Raw genomic sequence first — 22691 nt, forward strand, 5'->3', positions numbered from 1 at the left:
ATGTGCGGAAGAACGCAGGGGCGCAAAAAGGACGCCAAAGCGGAAGGGAAAATTATTCGTAGAGAAAAAGATCGCAAGTTTATCGAGCAGATGAATGATCTTTGTGAGTTGGTTGGGGTTTTATCAGGAGATGATAAGGGGAGTGGTCGCCATGCTTGAGTTAACAACAAACACCGAAATGACAATGAGTAGCCGCGAGATTGCAGAGTTAACCTGTAAAGAGCACAAGAACGTTACTCGTGACCTCAGAGTTATGTTTGATGAGTTGAATTTAGATGCGCTCAAATTTGAGCATATCTATTTTGACTCGATGAACCGTAAGCAAATCGAGTTTAAATTAAACCGAGACTTAACAGAGTGCTTATTGTTGGGTTATAGCGCCATGGCACGCTTGAAGGTGATCAAACGTTGGCATGAGTTAGAAGACAAAGTAAATCAGCCTGACTGGTTAAAGAACCTTTCCCCACAAGCATTGACTGTTATTGAGGATCTAAACAATCAAGTAGAAGTGGCCAACAAGGAGGTTGATCGCCTGCAAGGTGTTTGCAATACGATCACCGCTCAATTCACTCCTGGTGTTAGCGCTCCTGCTTTTTGTACCCAGTTTAATGGCGTGAACATGAACCAAGTGAGTGCTGTTCTATGTAAAAAGGGCGTATTCATTAAAGAGAAGCGTGGCTACCGTGTTTCTTCTCATTACCGTGATGTGTATTTCAAGCAAGAAATCGTTAATTGCCCTGATAAGAAACAGTCATTCAAACCGGTTCTTACGCTTAAGGGTGCTAAGTGGATGTATAAGCTTTACCTAGCTCATGAGTTGCCAATGAAAAGGGATTGGGATGGTAAATTTGATCACGTTGTATTTGAGGATAAGGCGGCATGAATATATTTGATCGTGTACCCAAAAAGAAGATTTACGTAGCTGGGCCAATGACTGGTTTGCCGGAATTCAATAAGCCTGCATTTATCAGTAAAGCGAGTGAGCTAGAACAAGAGGGTTATATTGTTTTAAACCCTGCCGTGCTGCCTGATGGTATGGGCTGGGAAGAGTATATGTATATCTGCATTCCTATGTTATCGGTTGCTGATGAGGTTTATATGCTGAAAGGCTGGACGGATTCTAAAGGCGCGGTGATTGAGCATCAAGAAGCGTTGTCGCAAGGGAAGTCGGTGATCTACGAATGCTAGTGCTTAAGCCATTCTTTCAGTCTGATCTGGGTTTGGTGATGTTCAAGCCCGGTAAATCTTTGCTTGATGAACTCACTCGTATGAGTGCGGGTAATAGGTTGTTAGTGGCTCCATTGCCTAAAGAGTTGGTAAACACGCCAAGCGGTAAGATCAACTATCCGGTAATCCCAGATAGTTCAAGCAAATCGCTGGTGGATGATGAACGCTTACTCGAGTTCTTTTTGCATGCCGAAGTGCAAAAGCGATTAGGGAGTTTCTACCATTGGCTTGAGCGTGTTCCTCATTGCCAGTTATCGGACGGTGAGTTTTGCGATAAGAACCTAACGTTTTTAGATTGTAAGCATGGTGCCGTTCGTCTGTGTTGGCATCATGATAACCAAGAGAGAGTAAAGTTAAGTGAGAAAACCAGAGTGACAGCAAAGAGTAATGTTTTAGTTTGGGGAGTGGGCGCGGTGGCTCGTAGCCTTAGTTTGGGTTCAAACCACTGCTTAACGCTTCCTGAATTGTGCTGGTGGGCGGTGCAAAATAATTTGTATGAATACCTGCCTCAGTCGATTGTTGATCAAATGTTTGGAGTAAAGCCTAAAGCTAGAGTTGAGGTTTTAACTCATCGCCGCGAGGGTGGTCCTGATGTTTTTGATTCAAAAGAAACGCTTCGCGAATACGTTAAGCCGGTTAAACAGTTGGCTGTTGATGATAGCCCTGCAGCTATGCACATGAAAAGACCAAAACAATTAACCTGGCGCAGTGAGAAGTACCTAAAGTTTGTTCGATCTTTACCGTGTTGTGCGACTGGGCGAGTTGGTAGTGATTCTGATCCTGTTGTTGCTCATCATTTAATAGGCCACGGTGAAGGCAAGATGGGCGGTAAAGCACATGATTTCTTTGTTATGCCCATGCTTGCGAGCGTTCATCAAGAGTTTCATCACGACCCGAAAGCTTGGGAGGCTAAGCACGGATCTCAGTTGTTCTTTGTGAAGCAGACCCTTAAGAAAGCGTTGGATGTTGGGGCTATTACTTGACTGTTATTTTGCTTGTTGCACTTTTCGCCATTTTTTTGCCTTCCAATTTCCGCCTTGCTACGGTTCGTAGTGACCAATCGTGGTTGATTTGTCTTTAATAATCTGCGTGGGGTGTTTATGCGTTTATCTGTCCGGGATGCGTTAGCGCTGACTGCCAAGAAAGGCGGAAAACGTAAACGTGATACTGTCACAAGTAAAGCTAAGCCCTCACGCAGCGCATTAGAGGTTGAGATGATTAACCATATACGCGCATTAAAGCTACCGATGCCAGTTGAAGAGTTTCGTTTTCACCCTGAGAGAAAGTGGCGGTTTGATTTTGCATATCCAAATCACAAGGTCGCCATTGAAGTAGAGGGTGGCACTTGGAGCGGAGGTCGCCATACTCGCGGCAGTGGCTATGAAAAGGATTGCGAGAAATACAATGCGGCAAGCCTGTTGGGTTGGTCGGTCTATCGCTTCACTTCGACAATGATTAAGCGCGGTGAGGCTATTAATACTATTGAAAAATCTTTGAAAGAGGTGGGCCATGTCTAAAGCTATCGAACTATTATCTATGTTGCATTCCGCCAAGTCATTCCGATGGGAGACGGCTCGTGGGCGATCTAACCTTGGTGTTGAAGAGCTTAACGGTGCCGTTGCGTTGGCTGAGAAAGATAGCGTGCTTGGTTCTCACTTGATTCGAGCTAAGTATCTGGATGATCATACAGCCTTAACCAAGGCTTATAATATGCTTTCCTATCAGGCCGCGGCGCATTTGAGTGAACTGGAAATTAGACCAATCACTGAGATAGTGATGTGCATCATCATGGTTAAACCCTTGCCTTCTCAATATCGAACTATTTCCTCTGCATGGAAGCGTCATAGTTCTCGCGGAAACCGCTCAAAGAAAACCATTCAAAAATTTAATCAAGCATTGAATTCATTAAGCGCCGCTTTAATCAAGAAAGAATCGGCGGCAGATATTAGCCGAGTCGAGTCTCAAATTGAAATGACAGAACAAAGGCTGAATGCAGAGCGTCAAGATCTTGAGCGTTATGCTGATGCTCAAGCTAAAAGCACAATCGCTTGCCCTCGTTGCCGTGGTGTTGGTGAGGTTAATTCTAACGAGTGCAAAACATGCTCTGGCAAGGGTGTGTTTATTGCTGATGAGAAAGATATTCGCAAAGCAGTCATTGGCGCAGGGCTTAAGGGTGATGCATTTTACTCGCATTACCTGCCTGCCATCGAAGCGCTGCTAACTACTGCGTGTCAGTCTGAAAATGACGCTGTTGATGCGATTAATAAACGTGTTGAGCGTGAAAAGAGCCACGCGATAGGAGATCTGGCATGAGTGAAAAAATGAAAGAATTTCAATGTAATAAGAAAGTGCTGGCTCGCCCTATGAGTCGCCAAGAGTACACCGATTACCGTGGGTGGGAATTACCATCCGATGAAGATGGAAGCGATGAAGGCTATCTGGTTGAGTATGTTGGCTCGCCAGGTCGCAATCATCCAGATCACATGGGCTATATCTCATGGTCGCCTAAAAGTGTATTTGACGCCGGATACCATGATGTTAGCGATTATCAGAGCCGACTTGCTTTAGAAGAAAAAGAGTTAAGTGAAAAGCTAGTAAGCTTACAAAAGGCTATTGAAACGGACGCGATTCCAGAGAGCGCGCTGCCTTTGTTACGTAGTCAGTTTGCTGCAATGGCGAGTTATCAAGAAGCGCTCTTAAAAAGAATGGCTCCTGAATTTACACCTATCAAACGAACTATTAGCCTTGAAAAAATTCCATTTGAGCGCATTAAAGGTATCTTTGATTCACTTGAGTATCGATTCACTAGGACGCCTGGTACTAATGAAACAGTTTGTTCTGCGGTGCTGAATGGTAAGTTTGTGATCGCCTCTGGTGCTTCTGGCTGCTTGAAAGATGAAGACTTCAACCAAGAGCTTGGAAAAAATATGCGCGCGAACGTGCGGAAGCGGATGCCATGAATGCAATATGGAAGATGGAAGGTTATGCGCACCACATGCGATATATTGCGTGACGACCCTTGTTAAATATTAGTGGTTTATTTGCCTGTTATCTAATAGTGGGGTAAATTTAACCAAAGATGGAAAGCTGACTTTAACGAGTCGGCTTTTTTTGTTTTTGCGCTCTGGGTTTTGTTGTGGGGTTTTATGCTAACTGTTGTGATGATTTGGTTAGAGGTTGTATTTCGTAGGTTGAGTGAATGGAAGGGCAGGTTGATTGCGTATATCGGTGGAGGCGGAATAAGTATTGTTAGCTCCACATCATCGGTAAAAGCTCAGGTCGCAGCGGAGCATTTACCTAGCGCTCAGGCTACGTTAACCACAGCTAATGTTATTTCTATTGTTGGGCTTATATTTGTCGGCTTTAGGTTGGCGTTTGATGTTTATGTTTATATCAACTCAAAGCGCAAAGAAAGTGAACAAAACCGAACAGAACAACGCGAATCCTGACCGATTTTAGCGCAATACTGATCTTTGGGTGATCGGTTGGAGCGGAAAAACCTTTTAAGTTAGTAGGTTACAAGAAATGGATCATGTTCTTTTTTGATCTGTTTTTGGGGGGGGTTAATTTGCCACCCGATTGTACGGCTCACCGTTTTGGTGGGCCTTTTTTATATCTGTAGTTTGGTGGGTTGGCTTGCCGATGCTCACCACATTAAGTTAAGGAAAGTGTTATGACTCAATATTATTTGGGAAGTCGTAGCTTGGGGCGGTTGCATAAACTGCATCCATCAATGGCTGCTTGCGTTGCGCTGGCCATTACTTTTACTGAGATTGATTTCAGTGTGAGTGAAACGGTTCGAAGTAAAGAACGTCAACATGAATTGTTTTATGGAACACCGAAGAAGACGTGGACATTGGATAGTAAGCATCTAATTCAAGATGATGGTTTTTCTCATGCAGTCGATTTGATTCCCCTTCTTGGTGGACAAGCAGCTTGGGATAAGTGCCAGGTTGTTTCTGATGCAATGTTCAAAGCTGCCGGTATTCTTGGGATTAAGATTCGATGGGGCGGCGACTGGAATCAGAATGGCTCAAGCAAAGATGAGCATCAGCGTGGTTCGTATGACGGGCCTCACTTTGAATTACTTCAGGCATAGGGTTGTGAGTGTGGAGCTTGAAAGCGTCGAAAGGAAGGTTATAGCTGCCGCCTGTAAGTATGGGGAAACCATTATTGTTGGGGTTAGGCATTATGACGGAGTAATGCATGGGCAATTAAAGCAAATGCCGCAGCGTGGCCTCGAACTGGTTGAGTCTCGTGGTGATGTGGTGCAAGGGTTTATTGATAATAAAGGAAACTTTTTAGATAGGGTTGAGGCGTTAGCTCTAGTTAAAGAGTCTGGACAGCCATTTTACCCAAACAGAAATGGCGGGGATGGAAGTGAACTTTATAGCGAAGGAGTTTGGTAATGGGGTTATTAGCAAAAATATTTGGCAGTGATAGTGTGATAGATAATTCAATGAAAGCCATTGATAAGGTTTTTTATACCGATGAAGAAAAAGCAGAGAACAAGGCCAATCTTTTGAAATTGTACGAACCGTTTAAGCTTGCTCAGCGCTTGCTCGCTCTAACATTTGCCATCCCATTTGTGTCGGTCTTTTCAATATGCGCAATCGGCTACATGCTGGGTGTTCCGAAAGAAACGGCGGAGACAATTATTCAATGGAATGTTGATACGCTTGGTGAGCCAGTGTTCTGGATCATGGTTTTCTATTTTGCAGGTGGAGCAACTGAAGGCTTTATCGGCAAGATGAAAGCAAAGAAGTAATCTGCCCAACATTAATTGCTAAGAAGTATTATGGCTAGGCATAACTGGGCAAAGCTACGTGAAGAGTTTGAACAGCAAGAGTTATCACTTAAAGAGTGGTGTAAGACTAAGCGTTTAAATCACAACACAGCTAGAAAACATATTAAGTCTGACAGTGGTACTAGTGCGGCTGCAAGAATGGCAAAGGTTTCTGGCAAAGAGTTTGAGCCACCTAAGCCACCAAGTCAAAACACTAGCCCAGTTGAGCGTATTAATGGTGTCACCACTCCGTTCGTGGCAGGGAACAACTTTTTAACTAAGCATGGAGGCTACAAGAAGTACCTTGATCCTGAGTTCGTTGATGTTACTAGTGATATACCAGCAGACTCACTAGCAGATGAGATTGCTGTTTTAAGAGCTAGGTTTGCCAGTCAGTTGAATTCGGTGATTGAAATTGAAGAAACCATTAAAGATTTAATGAGCGCAGAGGAAAAGAACCCAGAGCTTATTAGTATGTATCTCAATCATAAGGCTGGCGCTGAAGAAGCAATACTTCGAACAGGCATGACACTAAATGCAATGGTGAATACGATAGAGAAGCAGAAATCAGCTTCACTACTTGATCAGATCAAAGCGCTTAAACTGCAGACTTCTAGTGATAAGGACAAGGTTCAGACCGAAGTGATGAGAAAGAACTTGAAGAATGACGGTAAAGGCAAGGTGAGTTATGAAATTAATTGGTAATTGGTTTAAGTACCTCATGCCGCCTACGGGCGGTTTTTTTGTGCCTGTTGTTTATGGTTTGGTTGTTTCGTTAGTTGTGACTTGGATTCTTGCCGTGTTTGGCGAGCCAAGAAGTGTGTGGGTTATGTCTTTATTTGGTTGGACGTATTAACAATGCATATCAAATATGACGCATCACCAACATTCAAAGCTAAGGTTCATAAGATTCGTCCATTAGTTACTGCTATTCGTGGCCCGATCGGTAGTGGTAAATCTGTTGGGTGCGTTATGCACATGATGAAAGTGAGCTTTGAGCAAGAGCCTAATAGTGAGGGGATTCGTAAGTCTCGATGGGTATGTATTCGTAACACTTATCCAGAGCTTAAAGGCACGGTGATTAAAACCTTTCAAGACTGGATTCCTCATTCTGTTTGCCCAATTGTTTTTGATAGTCCGATCACTGGCACGATGAGAATGGAGCATCCTGATGGTGAAACACAGATTGAAGCTGAGTTCTTCTTTCTTTCACTCGATAAGCCGAAAGACATTTCAAAACTCATGTCGCTTGAGTGTACTGGGGTATGGATTAACGAGGCGCAGTTCTTACCTAAATCAATTGTGCTTGAAGCATTATCTCGTGCCGGACGTTACCCAAGTATGCGTGATGGTGGACCAACGTGGTACGGCATGATCATGGACACTAACTCTCCAGATGATGATCATTGGTGGTATCAATTAGAAAAAGGGGTGGATGAGGAAACAGGTGAATCACTCTGCCCTGATGGATGGGAATTTGTCGAGCAGCCTAGTGGGATTACTGAGATAACCAATATTCCTTACGACGCATTGAGTGATGCAATGAAAGCCATGGTTGATAATGGATTAGTAGTGGATTACCTAGGTAAGCGTTTTGTGGCAAACCCAGACGCTGAGAACGTAAGTAACCATAAGAAAGGCTTTTGGTATTGGCTTGAAAAAATACCTGGTCAATCCCTTAACTGGATCCGTTCTCGAATGTGCAATGTCTTTGCAACGGTTGCTGATGGTAAGCCAGTGTTTGGTGATTCGTTCAACCGTGACTTCCATGTTAGCGAACAAAAGCTTTTACCCGTGAAAGGTTGGACAACCTATGTTGGTGTCGATTTTGGTCTAACACCTGCGGCAACTATTGGGCAGATTTCACCAATGGGGCAAGTTCGAGTCGTGGATGAGCTGGTTTCTGAATCGATGGGCATGGAACGATTCATCGATGAACAACTCGCTCCGTTGATTGCTGCCAAGTATCGAGGATGTGACGTTCAATACTTTGGTGATCCGGCTGGCGTGGCTCGTGCGCAAAGTAACGAAACCACTTGCTTTCAGATCATGGAAGAGAAAGGACTCGATGCTCAACCGGCTCATTCCAACAATATTACCGCAAGGCTTGAATCCGTTCGTTATTTCTTGCGCCGCTTAATTGGTCGTGGTCAACCTGCAATTACGATAAGTCCTCATTGTCGTCAGTTAATCAAAGGTATGGAAACTGGGTACCAATACAAGCGCGTCAACGTATCAGGCCAAGAGAAATACACTGACAAACCAGATAAGAATATGTACTCCCACTTAAACGATGCCTTTCAGTATTTTTGTTTGGCATGCATGCCAGAAAACAACCGTGAACAACTTATCGATGAGTCCAGTTCTCGCGTCATTTTGAATTCAACTACAGGTTATTAATATGCAAACGAAGAATGAAGAAACACTTCCTACTGAAAGTGGGCATAGTGATGCGTTGCTGTCTGCAATAGAAAACTATGGTCAGACGCTTTTGGGTACATTGCGAACCCAGATGGACCAACGCAGGCCAATTGAAGAGCGATGGGTTACGGATATGCGCAACTACATGAGCAAATATAAGGCTGATGTGTACGCCAAGGCCAAAGAGAATCACCAGTCTTCTGTTTATGTTGGATATACCCGAAGCAAGACGGATGCTTGGGTGGCTCAAATGACCGATATGCTTTTCCCTGCTGATGATAAGAACTACGGCATTCAACCGACGCCAATCCCTGATCTCGAAAAGGTTGTTAACTCTGATCCCGGAATGGAGACAGATGAAGCGGTGCAAGCCAAGAGAATTATGGATGAAGCGGTGCAGCGTGCTAGGGCAATGGAATCACAAATTGATGATCAACTATTGGAGTGTGATTACTCGGGTGAGGCACGATGGATGCTGCATTACGCTGGCGTATTAGGTACAGGTATTATTCGTGGCCCTGTTGTTGAAGTTTCCATATCGTCCAAGTGGGAGGAGCAAGAAGGTATTGGTTGGGCGGCAACGCAAGTTAAAAAGATGGTTCCAGCTGCACGCTGTGTTATGCCGTGGGATTTCGTTCCAGACATGTCGGCAACTTGTTTGGATGATAGTGAGTACACGTTTGAGCGTGCTTATGTGACCAAGAAAGACCTGATTGGCATGTTGCGTGATGAAACCAAAGAACGTGAAAATATTAAAAAGCTTATTAGGCGAGAGCCTACGGCAACCCATGCTCAGCAATCAGATGTGATGGGATATGTAAACCAGTTGCGCACAATGACTGGCTTACAACCAACGTATAAAGAAAAGCGTTATGAGTTATGGACGTATCATGGTCCCGTTCCTATCGATGTGCTTTATGAAGCAGGCGTTGTGGACGAAAACGACGATAACTACGGAATGGAGGTTGAAGGTGTGATCGTCATGGCAGGTGATGGTACTGTGATTAGTGTTAACCTAAATCCATTCGATACCCAAGACCTGCCATATTCTATTTATACCTGTGAGCCTGACGTGTCTTGCTTATTTGGTTACGGTATTCCTTATCTTTGCCGCGACGCTCAAGACATCCTAAATATGTCATGGCGCGGTATGATTGATAATGGCGTGACAACGATTGGTGATCAGATTGTTGTGAATAAATCTGTGTTGCAGCCGGCTGATGGTAGTTGGGACTTTGCACCTAACAAGGTTTGGAAGACGCTTGATAAATCGAGCGCAACAGCAAACTTTGAGGCTAATAAAGCTTTCGGTGTATTTAGTTTTCAGTCTAGACAAACTGAGTTCAGTAATATGATTGGCATGGCAAAAGCTTTCATGGATGAAGAGTCGGGCTTGCCGATGATCAGTCAAGGAGAGCAAGGGCAAGTTACGCCAACACTGGGCGGCATGTCTATGCTGATGAATGCGGCTAATGCGGTGCGTCGTCGCCAGGTAAAAGAATTCGATGATGACATTACTAAGCCACTTATTCAGCGATTCTATGCGTGGAACATGCAGTTTAATGACAGTAGTGAAATTAAAGGTGACATGAATATTGTCGCTCGGGGCACTAGCGCCTTGCTTGTCAAGGAAATGCAGACAGCCCAAATCATAGAAATGATGGACCGCTTTAGCGCTCATCCGCATTTAGCGCCTGCTTTTGATTGGTACAACGGGCTTGAAAGCTTGGTTAAATCTATGAGCCTTGGCGTTCAAACCATGCTTAAGCCTAAGTCGGAATACGATCAGATCATTCAGCAGCAACAAGAGCAAGCGCAGCAACAGCCTCAAGACCCGTCTGTCATGAAAGCACAAATGGACATGCAACTGCAGCAAATGAAGTTTGAGCATGAAAAGCAGATGGAGCAATTCAAGGCGAATAACGATATGCAACTTGAGCAAGTGAAGGCACAAGTAAATATGAGCTCTCAACAGCTGAAGAACAAAGAGTTGATGATGCGCTTTGAAGCTGAGCAGGTGAAGTTGCAACAGCAAGCAGAATTGAAACTCTACGAACTGGCGCAGAAAGATAAATGGAACACAGAAAAGCTTGTCACTGAAATCAAGAAGCTCAGATCTCAGCAACGATTAGACGCAGAGAAGTTTGCAGCAGAAATGAAGATGAAGACCCAGCCAATGCCGTATGCAGAGAATAACTTCGGTATGGATTGATATAGTGAAGAGTTTTCACTTCTAACATTTGCACTTATCCCAATAGTGGGGTAAATTTTATACAAGATGGAAAGCTGACTTTATGAGTCGGCTTTTTTGCTTTCTGGCCCTGCGCATTTTTGCCTTCTGGTGAGGGTGCTCGGGGCTTTTTAGTTTAAGGAATAATCTATGCGTCAGTCAGGGCCATATCAAACTACATTAGCTTCATGCATTGATTATGCTATGTATCAGCAGTTTGGTATTTTCATTAATCCATTTAGCGAGTGTTCTGATATTCGAGATCAAATTGGACGCCGTTATCAATTGGCAAAGATGGCGGTCGCTCTGAAGTTTAAAGGTACTCACCAATTAGAGCAGCAGATATGTCATTAAAACTCGATGTGCAAGCTAAGGTTGTGCTGAAAAAGTACTTAACGGAAGAAGTTGAGACCCAGAAAGAAATCCTTTGTGGTGACATAGATGCCAAGCAAACAGATAAAATTCGCGGAAAGATTGAAGCATTAAAAGATTTGCTTTCCGAGATCCAAGATTAACCCCATTCAAAGGGAAATTAACCAGCCTCAACGCATTATGTGTTGGGGCTTTTTTATTGCCGTTACTTTCTATTGAAGGTAACCGCACTAACTCATTGCCGCGAGAGCCGCAGGAGATGTCTTTATGACAGATGAAACAGAACGCCAAGAGATTGATGAAGGTGCCGCTTTTAAAGCCGCCGCTTCTGAGGTTGAAGGCGAATTAACTGGTGGAAGTGATAACTCCGAAGCTGGGCCTCACAAAGAGGAAGTGAATCAACAAGAGGACAGTGCTGATCACACTGACTCGCCATCTTGGATGAATTCAATTCCTGATGACGCTCGTAAAGAGTTTGAACAGCTCCAATCAGAAAATCAGCGTTTGAATCACAAGGTCGCATCACAAACAGGCCGAGTGAAAGCAGCTGAAGCGCGATGGAAGAAAGCACAGCAACAACTTGAAGAGTCACGTTCCGCAGCCGAACAGGGTGCCGATATTGATGATTTGATTGACGCTGACTTTGCAGAAGATTACCCAGAGCTAGCTGAAACAATGAAGAACAGCTTTGCTCGATCACTGGGCAATGTTTCGCAACGCATGAAATCCATCACTGATCCGCTAAGTACTGTAATTAACGGTGAACTTGAATCTATCTCAACCGCTCAAGCAGAAGAAAACCAAAGTGCTGTGTTGGAAGCATTTCCTGACGCAGCCAAGATGGTGAATGACCCTGCGTATGATCGCTGGCTTGCATTGCAACCGGCAGGACTACAAAAGCTAGCCTCTGAGAGTACCGATCCACAAGACGCCATTTACATTCTTAGCCAATTCCAATCTCAGCACCCTGGTAAAGCAGCAGCGGTGCGTCGTTCTAATCAATTGAGTGCAATGGGTGCGCTTCCGTCCGGTCGTGGTGGCAGTCGAAATACCGAGTTCTCAGCAGATGATGAAGATGCGCTATTTAAGCAAGCAGCCAGAGAGCTAGATGGTTAATTCGTTTTTATAGGAAACCTCAATTATGGCTACTACTACTTATGGTGACGTGTCACCTCGTGTTGGCATTTATGCCAAAGCTCAGTTTTTAAAACACGCTGAGCCAATCCTTGTTCTTACCAAGCTTGGTCAAACTGAGCCTGTACCCAAAAATAAAGGCCAGAACATTAAGTTCCGTCGTGCGGTTCCGTTTGCACCGGCGACTACACCACTAACAGAAGGCGTTCGCCCTGAATCCCAAAAGATTGTGTTTGAAGATGTGGAAACCAACCTTCAACAATTTGGTGCGTGGTCTGAGATTACCGATGTAATTCAAGACACTCACGAAGATCCAGTACTTCAAAAAGGTATGATGCTTTCTGGTGAGCAAGCGGGTGAAACCGCAGAGATCTTATTGTGGGGTGTTCTACAAGGTGGTACATCGGTAGTTTACGCAAATGGTACTGCGCGTGATGAAGTAAACACCAAGTTAGGCCTACCTAAGTTACGCCAGGCTGTGCGAACTCTTTCAACTAACCGTGCCAAGAAGAAAACTAGCATTGTTAAATCTAGCGTTGAATACGGCACTCAATCGATCGAAGCGGCATACATTGCGGTTTGTCATACTGATTTAGAGCCTGATATTCGTGATTTGGCTGGCTTTACCTCAGTTGCGGATTATGGTTCTCGTAAGCCTATCGTTGCTGAAGAATTTGGTTCGGTAGAGAACGTGCGTTTCATTACTACCCCATTGCTTGAACCCATTGCCGATGCAGGTGGCGCCGCGACAGGTGTGATGTCTACCACTGGTACAAGTGCCGATGTGTATCCAATCATCGTATTTGGTTCCGATGCGTATGCGAACTGCCCTCTGAAAGGTAAAGATTCAGCGGATATTTTAGTGCGCAATCCTGGCAAGCCAGAAAAAGGTGACGAACTTGGTCAAACCGGTTCAGTTGGCTGGAAAATGTGGTTTGCTGGAATCCGCTTGAACGAAGCATGGATGATTCGCATTGAAGCTGCAGCAAGTGATTTATTGTAATTAATCAGTTGAAGCCTAAGCAACACAGATAAAACCCGACAATTAAGTCGGGTTTTTTGTTTGTACATATTAAGCATGACAACGTATGGAGAAATCCCATGTCACAATATCCAATTGTAAATCTAGATGCGCAGGTTAAAGCGTCCCTTATTAAGCACCTTAAAGATCACTGCGGTGTCGAAATGTCCGATTCAGACTCTAAAGCTGAATTGATTGAAGCTATTATCACATTTGAAGAAAACAACGGTATTGAGCGCCCTATTGATCTTATGCCTGAAGCAATGAAGCCATCAGCAATCGTTGGCGCAACGGCAACATTAAATCCCGCCTCACCGAAAAACATCCCCATTGCTAAACATGAACGTAAAGTCGTCATTATTACTGTCAATGGCGATGCAAAAGGTCGTACGCAGGAATTCTTTGGTTTAAATGAATGGCGCGCCACCATTAAGTTTGGTGAACAAGTTGATTTACCGGTTCCGGTGATCAAGATGATTCAGCAAGCCAAAGAAAAACGTTACACGCAAGAGAAAGATGGCTCGTTAAAGCAAATCTCTTTCCCTAGCTATAATATTGAATTTGTTGGCGTGGTGTAATCCATGACCTTTTTGGAGTTATGTCAACGCCTACACCGTGAAATGCGCGACAGTGGTGTCGGCATGACTTCGGTCGAAAAACAAACAGGCAAATATCAAGAGGTAGTGGATAGCGTTCGTGAAGCATGGATGGATATTCAAACACAGCGCACTTGGGATGCAGAGTTTTGGGGTGTTAAAGATGTCGAGACTGGCGAACTTTATACTCAAGACAACCCACAAATATTAAAAACCTCCCTTGAAATGCCATTCGTGCCAGAACAATTCCAATTGATCATCGTATGGAAGGCGATGATGGGGGACTCGGTTCGTTTGAATGCACCAGAACTTCGAGCTAAAGCTCAGGAGAAGTACGAAGAGCAGCTATTAAAGTTGTGTAATCGATATTTCGGGCAAGAGCTAGGAGTGCCTAAGAAAATCGATCCAGATGTGGAATGGTGGTGGTAATGGCCAATCCAATCAAAACACAATATGTTGCCTTGAATGGAACCATTGATCTCGTCACACCTCCTATTGCTAAAGAACCTGGTAATGCGATTATTGCTGATAATATGCAACCGTTATGGGGCGGTGGCTTTGGTCGTATTGAAGGGTTAGAGCCTATAGACTTTGGGCCATTAGCTCATGAATTCATTTACTTTCGCATTGAGATTGCCGATCCATTAGATACGTCTTGGGTTGGTGGTACCGTAAATGTGAATGGTGAAGTAGGCACCATACTGGCTGTAGATCTTGAAGAAAATGCACTCAGAGTTGCTGCGGTAAACCTTGAAATAACAGAAACCGACACGCCCATCACAATCACCAGTGGAGGGAGTGTAACGGAATCTACTGTGATTTTATTATTTCCTTATGGGTTTGGCAGTACTGCAGATGAGCAAGCACAATACCTTGCGGATGCTCATTCAGTTGCAATGCAAATGGTCACCCCACCAAATGGGGATGGCCAATTGCGCGGTGTGGCTGAGATTAATGGACAGATAATTGGTTTTCGTGATTCTGGTGAGGTTTGCGAGGTCAGCGTAGCAACTACCGATCATGCATGGCAAACCGTTCAAGACACCTTCATTGTTGAATTATCGGACGTGATAAGCCCGGATCTATTTATTGATGGTGGAACGCTAATCATAGATTCAATTAGCCACATCATTTTAGCTAGTGCTTTTTCAGCAAATGGACAAACTGGTCGAGTTATTTTAGATACAGATGTTATCGCTGAAGTTGGTAGTGATGTGTTAATTGATTCTGCTGTTGTGGCTAAAACGGCAACGGTCGGGATTAAAACCGAATTAACGGCTGGATTGAACTGGACTTTTATTTATCACAATTTCTATGCAAGTAGTTCAACTCGCTATGCTTACGGTACTAATGGGAAAGAAGTGGTTGAGGTTCGTCCTGATGGCGTAGTCATCCCTATTGTTGTGAATGATGATCGAGACATTACGGATATTGAAGTCCATAAAAATCATTTATTTTTGTCATTTGTCGGAGGTCAATTTGGTCATAGCGTTGTAGGTGAACCGTTAAACTGGGAAATTTTGTTAGGTGCAGAACAGTTTGGTACCGGCGATGAAATCACTTGTTTGCAATCTTTGGTGGGTGATTACATGCTCATTGGTTGTGCTAACAATATTCAGTTACTAGCAGGCAGTACTCGTGATGATTGGACTAAAGTGCCTTTATCCAACGTAGGTGTAACTGCTGGTACTATGACATCCACTTTTGTACCAGTTGCCCACTCTAAAAACGGTTTCATTAACGTTAATCAAACTCAAGCCTATGGCGATTTCGTTACTTCAGAACTCAGCGCAAACCAATTACTTGGTGATGCGGCCTTTCAATTCGCGCTTACCGATTTCTTTGCACATTCCGTACATGATGAAAATAACCAGATCCGTTTTTATCAAAGGAATGAGAATAAAAAGCACGTCGTTATTCAGCTATTAAGTGATGGTTCAACGCGTGCAACCTTCTTTAAATACCACAAGCCAGTAAAAGGTGTGTGGAATACCGACAACAACACTTACTTAGCATTTGATGATGGCCGAATTTATTCCCTAAACGATGTGGTGTGCTCTTTTGCAGGTGAACCTATCGAGTGGAGTTTGCGCTTGGCATATACCCATTGTGGATCGCCCACCACAATAAAGAGCTGGAATGATGTTGAATTACAGTTGGGATCTAACGGTTCATTAAAGCTTCGCCATCAACACACTATTGATTACTCCAGTGAGTATATTCCCCAGTCTCGTTCTAGTGTAGGCATTGCATCTGGTGGCGGTGGCCGATGGAATGAATCAGCATGGAATGAGTTTTATTGGTCAAGTCCTGATTATGTTACGCCTGCTATCTACTTAGATGGTCATGGTAAAAACGTTTCTTTATTTCTATCGGGTATCAGTACTTATGAAAAGAACTTCGACATAAGTGGTTATACCTTATCTTACATTCCTCGGAGGCATTACCGTGTCTAATGATTATTTTGAACGTACTAACGAATTCTCACCTCATACTGTTGCAAGGGGACAAGAAGTTTCTGGGGAGTTTGACGCAGTACAAACGGCATTTGAAAAGTTACCAACGCCAAGGCTTGATGGCGAATCAAAAGGCTTTACTTCACCGTTTACGATTTTAACGCCTACCGAGGACCAACATCCAGCCACGAACTTGCAACTAAAAGTAGAAAAAGGTCGTAACAACGAGCAAGATGCCCGATTAGATAATTTGGAAAACTTTGTTGGTGGTGTAGGGGATTTTTCCGAACGTTATGCAACTCTTCGCTATCTAGCCACTGAAGGACAAACCACTATTATTGTGCCTGCGCAGTTTGAGTCTATTGCATATATTCACAAAAACGGATTGCGTAAGTATCAAACGGTTGATTTTACTTATGACCGTGACACAAGAATAATCACATTTACAGATGCCTTGGTTGAAGATGATGAGATCTTGGTGGATGTGGGTTTAGTACCAGATGCATTACTTTTAGACTTGCTCGCTCTGCAACAAAATGTCGCTGAAAATACACAGATAACATTAACCGCACGTCAAGATGTTGAACAGCGTCAACAAGATATCATTGAACGTCAAAATGATGTCACACAAAAGCAACAACAAGTTAGCCAAGATACGCAAACCACGGTTGATGCAAAAAATGTAACACTAGAAGCAAAACAAGAAACTGTGGAAGCGCGTGATGAAACTAAGCTTATTGCGGAGACATTCGCTTCAGCCAGTCGTTGGGATACGTCTTTAGGTTTATGGGCAGTAGGGAAAGAAGTCAGCTCAGTTAACCAGTTACTTGAATTTGACGATTGCATGTATGCGGCATCATCAAGCAATACATTTCCACTTGTGATTGATGGTGCTACGCCAACCGATGATTCGCACGAATGGTTTTTGAAATTTGATGATTCAGATCTCCACCATGTGGCTATTGCGAATAATGTTGGTTACGCAGAAGTTTCCTATCTACAGACTGGCACTTTGTCAGGAGTAAGTTACTTTTTTGATGTAAACACTCAAAACACTTACTTTGCGAAAATTCCTGTAACTGGAGATGTAACAAATATTGTCGAAGTTACAGATAATGATGCAACCATTACGGTAGATGGGAATGACATAAATCTAGAGAGAGTAATTGAATTCCGATATGTGTCAGGCGGGTATGTTTACTGGGACACCCCTGAAATGGACAACATGAGGACTGACTTACCTGACCCGATCTTTAATGGGTTTAACTACGACCCGATGCTTGCTTACTCAGAATTATGGGACTCATTACTAGAGAAAGAGCCAGACTGGATCACTAAGACATCTCTAGGTAATGACGAGTCTGATACCTTTCCTATCTATCTATACGACTTTAAACCGAAGCAGTATGATAAGACAATCATTATATCTTGTAATATTCACGGCAGTGAACGGTTAAGCCAGTATGCCACTTGGTTCTTCTTCCGTCACATGCTAGAAAATTGGAAGGAATCAGCACAGTTTACTTACGCAAAAAATGCGGTAAGGTGGTTAGTTGTACCTAACCTCAATCCCTATGGGTACAGCACAAATTCTCGTGGTAATGTCAACACTGTAAACCTTAACCGTAATGCCGACTACCATTGGGATGATTACTATCAAGCAGGTGTGGGACATGCTGACTATAAAGGTGACGCTGTATGGTCGGAAAAAGAAGCTCGAATAATGCGAGATTTAGTAGAGGCACACCCTGAAGCTCTCGCGTATATTGACTTCCATAACTTTAGTTCAACAGGAACTAGAGGGAGTTTTCCTTTGTACATTCCGGGGGATGGTGCGAACGGTTGGGATGTCTTTGGTAAAGCTATAGATGCAATGAATAATGGTGAATTTGGCAGGAACAACCTCAGAATCAAGCGCGGGTATAACCCATCAATGTACACTTGGTGTCACAAAAACTTCGGTATGTACACAGCTAACCCAGAGTTTGACCCGGGCTACTACGGCTCATTATTCGGACCGGAATGTAACACAGCTTGTACCCGTTACTATGGAAATCTGCTACTTGCCCTCTCTCAGGTGTCATGTAATGCTACTCAGTCTGGTAAGTCCATGCCAAGGGCTGGTATGGCAGCTTGGACCAAAGATGACCCTGTAGATGGTATATTTGTTAGCGCAACTGACACAACAATAATACCTGAATTTTCAGTTAAGGTCCCTATTGATACGGCTGGTTATATCCGCATAAATGGCACTATAACCGTATCAGGTGATGAAGCTTTACAGTTTATTGCTATGCCTTTTTATGGACAAAACTATCAAGGTAAGGCTGGGTACAATGACCCGTTTGGGGATGCTGGATATTGGCGAATAACATACAGGACAAATCTTAATGAGGTTTTCTCTACGGTGTCTACCTTAAATGATCGAATAACCATTCCATTCTGTGCTACATTTCCAGTCTCTCCCACTATGAAGATTGGTAATGACGGCAGTTCTCCCGGAACAGCTACATTAGGATTAGCTGCGAGAGTAAGTAACGGTAAAGCTACAATCTGGCGATATGCTATGAACTGGGATTTTATCCCAAGCAGTTTAGGCGATGAAACAGTTGTAGTTGATTTGGCGACAGAGGAAGATGAAATGGTAAGGGTTGTCCCGTACTATTAATAAAAAAATGCCCAGAGGTAACGATGTGGCCGGGTGCTTTTCATTAACCTGCTTGATATTTTTCTTATCTGCCAAAGCGTAAACAATAACCTTAACCAGCCTTCGCGCTGGTTTTTTTGTACCTAAATTTCAGAGGCCATTATGACCGGAATACTCAACGGATTAAAAACCACTTCAGGTGTGAGTGGTGGTGCCACTACAGCGGAGAACGCGGCTAAAACCAATGCGGTTTCCAGTAATGCAACGTCTACTAATTTACAGTCGGCTATTCCCACGCAAAGCACACCGATCACTAGCAACCCCAACACATTAAATGTGGCAGATGAAGTTGCAAGCATCACTAATCAAAACTCACTGGCTATGCGAAGTGCAGCGGCGAATGGTAAGCGCGCAGCGAGTAGTCGTGGTTTAGGTAATTCAACATTAGGTTCGGAGGCAGCCCAGCGAGCGATGGTCGATGCCGCACTACCAATGGCGCAGCAGAATGTGGCGCAGCGTCATGATCAAAAGCTCCAAGAAGAAAGTGTTCGAGCGAATACGGTGGGTGAATATATCAATGGCTATAACGGCTTAATGTCTGGATACATGAATGCGTATGAAGGTATTCAGGCTTCAGATATGACAACTGCAGATAAAAACAAAGCTATCGCCACATTAGAATCTGAAACCAAGCAAAGACTAAATGAAATGAAGACAGCCTTTTCCTCTCTGAAAACCGCTCAGTCTGACTGGATGGATTTTCCCGACTTAATCTAGGAGTAACACATGTTTGATATTGGAAAGATTTTTGATTCAACTATGGACTTTTTTAAGTCGGATGCAGGTTCGAACGTGCTTGGATCTGCATTAAGTGCGGGTGGTTCGTATTTGGCTAACTCGGAGCTTCAAAAGCAAGCGCATAGCAATGCAAAGGATTTAGCAAAGTTAAATCACAGCTTTGACATTGAAAACACCAACCTAGCTCAGAGACTTAAAGATGAGCGTAACGCTTGGTCTACCACGCCAACCTCCGGCCTTGGCTTTACGTTTAATGATCCGGATGCTAGCTCACCAAAAGCCTTGGCGGGCAATGGCATTTTGAGTTCACTTAAAAAATAAGGAGTAAGCCATGAGATATGAGGGTGGACCTTCACGGCAGGGTGGAGCAGGAAGTGATGGTGGTATTGGTGGCGGCGGTAACTTTGGTGGTGACCGTAAAGGTGGAGGAAGCAAAGAGGGTAGCAATACCTTTGGTGCTGATTCATTAAATAACTACCAGTACGGTGGCAAAAACAATAACGATAGCAACTCTAAAGCTGAGCGTAAAGCAGCAGAAAAAGCCGCTGCAGAAGCAAAGGCCAAGGCTGAGGTGGAAGCTAAAGCAAAAGCAGAGGCGGAAGCTAAAGCTGCTAGAAAGGCAAGACAACTAGCTGAGGCGCAAGAAAGGCAAGAGCAGCTAGCAAAAGAGTCTTTAGCCCGAGCCAATGAATCACTCACTGATGGTAACTTGGCCTCGTCTGGTGGGTTGTTGAGTAGTTTTAAGGCTGATACGGGAATGGGCGCTATGGGGCTTGATAGTGTAAGCCTGAATGATGACGCTCAATCAGATTCGTATGGAGTAGGGGCGTTAAATAAAAGCGTAGACTTTCAAAGCCCAACAGCAATGCAAGAGAAAATGGGCTTTACAAAATCCCAACTTACTCAAAATCCAGACCGTTATTATACCGACACAGATTTAGCTAGAGATATTGACGATGCGCTTGATAGAAACGCAACAGATCTTGGTGTAAAAGCTTTTTCCAAAATGGCATCAATGCCTTTTGGTGGGCTTGGTTCGGAGTTGGCAGAGTCCGGTATCAATGCAGTCCGTAGTGCATTTTCGGGAGAGATTAGTAACTGGGAGAGTGACGTTAGAAGCACTTTGGATAATCAATTAGAATCCAACGGATTTATAGGGAATTTAACTGGTGGAGCACAAGCGTTTGGTGCATACGCAGCTTTAAAAAACGGCAGTCAAACAGCCGCTAAAGCCTTGTCGATGGCCGCCCCATTTGCAGGCCCAATAGCAGAGATGGCAGACGGAATTTATGCTAGGGAGCAATTTAAAGATGATGTCAGAGAACATCAAGAAAGGTATGGCTATGATGTTGACACTACCAGTGCAAACAGTAGGTTGTCAGGAGGGAATGGCAGCAATGGAATTCTTGCCAACCTCAAGACGCCATCAGCGACACTGCCCGAGCAAGGAACAATAGATCAAGTCGATAGCCTTGAATTCATTGATCCATATAACACAGGCTGGGCAAATCAATCGGCTCGATTTAACTTTACCTTTTAATCAAACTTATGTCATAGGAGCAACTCATGCTTAATCAATTAAAACAACAAGGCCAAGATGCCATGCAAGGCAAGTTTGATTCGATGGCGGAGCAAAGCATGCAGCAATCAGGCATGCAACTAGACGCTAACGATCCAGCCAACGCAGCAGGGATGATGATTGCTGGCTCAATTTTAGGGGCTATCACTGCAGCCAAAGAGCATGGAAAGCAAATTCCCACACAAGTCGTTTTGCGTAGCGCAATGAATCTGGCTACCAAGCTTCTTCAATCTATGGGTCTGTCTGACCAAAAGTTAAGTCGAGCGGTTGGTGAGGTGTTTTTCGTCGCGATGGGAATGCTTTTGCAAATGGGTGGAGATTTAATTTCAGATCCACAAAAGCAAGAGTTCCAAGCATTCATGCAAAAGTTTGCAGAAAATATTAAGCAAGGTGCAGGGCAAGCTCAGCAACAAGCAGAACCACAGGAGCAGCAACCTAGCGCACAACCAATGCAACAAAGTGCTGGTGGACAGCCACAACAAATGTAAGGGGTGATCATGAGTGGATTAGGAATTCTCGCAAGCTTGGTTGGCGGCAGTGGTGATGGGGTATCTTACAACGCTAAGCAATCGATGCAGGACAAGGCCAGAGAAAAAGAAGAACAGAGATTGGCTGCTATTCGAGCGGCAGAGAATGAAGCTGAGCGCAAATACCAATCTGAGCAATATCAGCAGAAATTATCAGATCAAGAGCGCTTAGCAAAAGAAGAACAAGCATGGCGCTCAAGAGAAAACCAATTAGATCGTAATGCCAAAGTATCTAGTGGCGGCAGCTCAGGATCGGCTAAATTATCTGAACCGGTAAAAGCGTTTAACACACAGGCGAACGATATTATTGGTAATATTGAAAAAACACTAACTAGCTCAACTTATTTAGATGAAGAGCAAAGAAAAAGCGATTTGGCTTATTTCGGCTCTCAACTGGATGAGCTAGTAAATAACAACCCGCAATATTTAATGTATGATCCTGAAAACGCCATCTATCACAACCCTATTGCTAGTCGTTCTTTTAGCGTACTGAACACACTAGGTCAGATGCTGGGCGGGGCTCCTGTGGTTGATGCTCAGGGTGGAGATACTTCTAACACCAACACATCAGGTGAGCCATTTATTCCTCCTACTATGCCAGCGGCACACAATGATTATGTTGCTCCTGCATCGGAAAGATCAGCGCCTCATGGTTATCAAACTGCTCCCGGCTCGAACTTACCTGGCAATGCGCCATCAGGTATTCTTCAATCACTTAAGAGCCAAGATGGGGAAGTTAGGCCACCACGTTATTTAACGGGTGGCTAGCTTTGTGCTGAGTAGGTCAATTGACTAATCCCTAAAATGGGGTAAATTTAACCAAAGATGGAAAGCCGACTTTAACGAGTCGGCTTTTTTTGTGTTATTAAAACGAGCCCTGCCACATTATATGTTGGT

28 protein-coding genes are annotated in these 22691 nt (G+C 43.9%); all 28 read left to right on the forward strand.

Translation table 11 applies throughout. The features are described 5' to 3' along the window. Positions 1 to 159 carry a hypothetical protein gene (locus K358_RS19355; protein ID WP_169716298.1) on the forward strand — a complete coding sequence of 53 codons (159 nt, stop codon included), beginning with the start codon at positions 1 to 3 and terminating at the stop codon, positions 157 to 159. Further along, positions 152 to 883 carry a Rha family transcriptional regulator gene (locus K358_RS18515; RefSeq protein ID WP_038150160.1) on the forward strand — a complete coding sequence of 244 codons (732 nt, stop codon included), beginning with the start codon at positions 152 to 154 and terminating at the stop codon, positions 881 to 883. The genes K358_RS19355 and K358_RS18515 overlap by 8 nt, the downstream gene beginning before the upstream one ends. Further along, entirely contained in the window at positions 880 to 1188 is a 309-nt protein-coding gene (locus tag K358_RS0112975; RefSeq protein WP_038150162.1) for a DUF4406 domain-containing protein, read from the forward strand. The genes K358_RS18515 and K358_RS0112975 overlap by 4 nt, the downstream gene beginning before the upstream one ends. Beyond that, positions 1182 to 2210 carry a DUF968 domain-containing protein gene (locus K358_RS0112980; protein ID WP_027697226.1) on the forward strand — a complete coding sequence of 343 codons (1029 nt, stop codon included), beginning with the start codon at positions 1182 to 1184 and terminating at the stop codon, positions 2208 to 2210. Before K358_RS0112975 ends, K358_RS0112980 begins: the two co-directional genes overlap by 7 nt. A gap of 117 nt (positions 2211 to 2327) precedes the next feature. Then, on the forward strand, positions 2328 to 2744 hold the full coding sequence (locus K358_RS0112985) for an endonuclease domain-containing protein (RefSeq protein WP_244875256.1): 417 nt from the start codon (positions 2328 to 2330) through the stop codon (positions 2742 to 2744). Further along, the gene (locus K358_RS0112990) at positions 2737 to 3540 is read left to right on the forward strand and encodes a TIGR02642 family protein (protein ID WP_027697228.1); all 804 of its coding nucleotides are present in this window, start codon (positions 2737 to 2739) and stop codon (positions 3538 to 3540) included. Before K358_RS0112985 ends, K358_RS0112990 begins: the two co-directional genes overlap by 8 nt. Next, the gene (locus tag K358_RS19390) at positions 3537 to 4187 is read left to right on the forward strand and encodes a crAss001_48 related protein (protein WP_051241307.1); all 651 of its coding nucleotides are present in this window, start codon (positions 3537 to 3539) and stop codon (positions 4185 to 4187) included. The genes K358_RS0112990 and K358_RS19390 overlap by 4 nt, the downstream gene beginning before the upstream one ends. Positions 4188 to 4373: 186 nt before the next feature. After that, positions 4374 to 4676, forward strand: a complete 303-nt coding sequence (locus tag K358_RS0113000) for a hypothetical protein (RefSeq protein WP_027697229.1) — start codon at positions 4374 to 4376, stop codon at positions 4674 to 4676. 224 nt (positions 4677 to 4900) lie between these two features. After that, positions 4901 to 5326 carry a M15 family metallopeptidase domain-containing protein gene (locus tag K358_RS0113005; protein ID WP_027697230.1) on the forward strand — a complete coding sequence of 142 codons (426 nt, stop codon included), beginning with the start codon at positions 4901 to 4903 and terminating at the stop codon, positions 5324 to 5326. A gap of 10 nt (positions 5327 to 5336) precedes the next feature. Continuing rightward, a complete protein-coding gene (locus K358_RS18525) occupies positions 5337 to 5636 on the forward strand; it encodes a Y16D family protein (protein ID WP_051241308.1) in 300 nt (99 codons plus the stop codon). Continuing rightward, positions 5636 to 5995 (forward strand): hypothetical protein, encoded by a 360-nt coding sequence (locus K358_RS18845; protein ID WP_051241309.1) that lies wholly within the window; start codon positions 5636 to 5638, stop codon positions 5993 to 5995. The genes K358_RS18525 and K358_RS18845 overlap by 1 nt, the downstream gene beginning before the upstream one ends. Positions 5996 to 6025: 30 nt before the next feature. Further along, positions 6026 to 6718 (forward strand): hypothetical protein, encoded by a 693-nt coding sequence (locus K358_RS0113020; RefSeq protein WP_027697231.1) that lies wholly within the window; start codon positions 6026 to 6028, stop codon positions 6716 to 6718. Further along, positions 6702 to 6869 carry a hypothetical protein gene (locus tag K358_RS19285; RefSeq protein ID WP_156888733.1) on the forward strand — a complete coding sequence of 56 codons (168 nt, stop codon included), beginning with the start codon at positions 6702 to 6704 and terminating at the stop codon, positions 6867 to 6869. Before K358_RS0113020 ends, K358_RS19285 begins: the two co-directional genes overlap by 17 nt. A gap of 2 nt (positions 6870 to 6871) precedes the next feature. Next, positions 6872 to 8413 carry a hypothetical protein gene (locus tag K358_RS0113030; protein ID WP_027697232.1) on the forward strand — a complete coding sequence of 514 codons (1542 nt, stop codon included), beginning with the start codon at positions 6872 to 6874 and terminating at the stop codon, positions 8411 to 8413. A 1-nt stretch (position 8414) separates the two neighbouring features. Further along, positions 8415 to 10646 (forward strand): portal protein, encoded by a 2232-nt coding sequence (locus K358_RS0113035; protein WP_051241310.1) that lies wholly within the window; start codon positions 8415 to 8417, stop codon positions 10644 to 10646. Between the two features lie 168 nt (positions 10647 to 10814). Beyond that, positions 10815 to 11018, forward strand: coding sequence for a hypothetical protein (locus K358_RS0113040; protein WP_027697234.1), 204 nt, complete (start codon positions 10815 to 10817; stop codon positions 11016 to 11018). Next, positions 11009 to 11179, forward strand: a complete 171-nt coding sequence (locus K358_RS19290; protein WP_156888734.1) for a hypothetical protein — start codon at positions 11009 to 11011, stop codon at positions 11177 to 11179. Before K358_RS0113040 ends, K358_RS19290 begins: the two co-directional genes overlap by 10 nt. Positions 11180 to 11303: 124 nt before the next feature. Further along, on the forward strand, positions 11304 to 12152 hold the full coding sequence (locus K358_RS0113050; protein ID WP_027697235.1) for a hypothetical protein: 849 nt from the start codon (positions 11304 to 11306) through the stop codon (positions 12150 to 12152). A 25-nt stretch (positions 12153 to 12177) separates the two neighbouring features. Continuing rightward, entirely contained in the window at positions 12178 to 13173 is a 996-nt protein-coding gene (locus tag K358_RS0113055; RefSeq protein WP_027697236.1) for a N4-gp56 family major capsid protein, read from the forward strand. A gap of 98 nt (positions 13174 to 13271) precedes the next feature. Further along, the gene (locus K358_RS0113060) at positions 13272 to 13769 is read left to right on the forward strand and encodes a hypothetical protein (protein WP_027697237.1); all 498 of its coding nucleotides are present in this window, start codon (positions 13272 to 13274) and stop codon (positions 13767 to 13769) included. 3 nt (positions 13770 to 13772) lie between these two features. Next, positions 13773 to 14216, forward strand: coding sequence for a hypothetical protein (locus tag K358_RS18535; protein ID WP_051241311.1), 444 nt, complete (start codon positions 13773 to 13775; stop codon positions 14214 to 14216). Further along, the gene (locus K358_RS0113070; RefSeq protein WP_027697238.1) at positions 14216 to 16243 is read left to right on the forward strand and encodes a hypothetical protein; all 2028 of its coding nucleotides are present in this window, start codon (positions 14216 to 14218) and stop codon (positions 16241 to 16243) included. The genes K358_RS18535 and K358_RS0113070 overlap by 1 nt, the downstream gene beginning before the upstream one ends. After that, the gene (locus tag K358_RS0113075) at positions 16236 to 18911 is read left to right on the forward strand and encodes a M14 family metallopeptidase (protein WP_027697239.1); all 2676 of its coding nucleotides are present in this window, start codon (positions 16236 to 16238) and stop codon (positions 18909 to 18911) included. Before K358_RS0113070 ends, K358_RS0113075 begins: the two co-directional genes overlap by 8 nt. 141 nt (positions 18912 to 19052) lie before the next feature. After that, a complete protein-coding gene (locus K358_RS0113080) occupies positions 19053 to 19667 on the forward strand; it encodes a hypothetical protein (protein WP_027697240.1) in 615 nt (204 codons plus the stop codon). Positions 19668 to 19676: 9 nt separating this feature from the next. After that, positions 19677 to 20009, forward strand: coding sequence for a hypothetical protein (locus K358_RS0113085; RefSeq protein ID WP_027697241.1), 333 nt, complete (start codon positions 19677 to 19679; stop codon positions 20007 to 20009). A 10-nt stretch (positions 20010 to 20019) separates the two neighbouring features. After that, on the forward strand, positions 20020 to 21228 hold the full coding sequence (locus tag K358_RS19395) for a hypothetical protein (protein ID WP_027697242.1): 1209 nt from the start codon (positions 20020 to 20022) through the stop codon (positions 21226 to 21228). 26 nt (positions 21229 to 21254) lie between these two features. Next, on the forward strand, positions 21255 to 21755 hold the full coding sequence (locus tag K358_RS0113095) for a hypothetical protein (protein WP_027697243.1): 501 nt from the start codon (positions 21255 to 21257) through the stop codon (positions 21753 to 21755). A 9-nt stretch (positions 21756 to 21764) separates the two neighbouring features. Further along, the gene (locus K358_RS0113100) at positions 21765 to 22562 is read left to right on the forward strand and encodes a hypothetical protein (protein WP_027697244.1); all 798 of its coding nucleotides are present in this window, start codon (positions 21765 to 21767) and stop codon (positions 22560 to 22562) included. Positions 22563 to 22691: the final 129 nt, after the last annotated feature.

It is taken from the genome of Vibrio litoralis DSM 17657, from assembly GCF_000426765.1.
GTDB classification, from domain to species: domain Bacteria; phylum Pseudomonadota; class Gammaproteobacteria; order Enterobacterales; family Vibrionaceae; genus Vibrio; species Vibrio litoralis.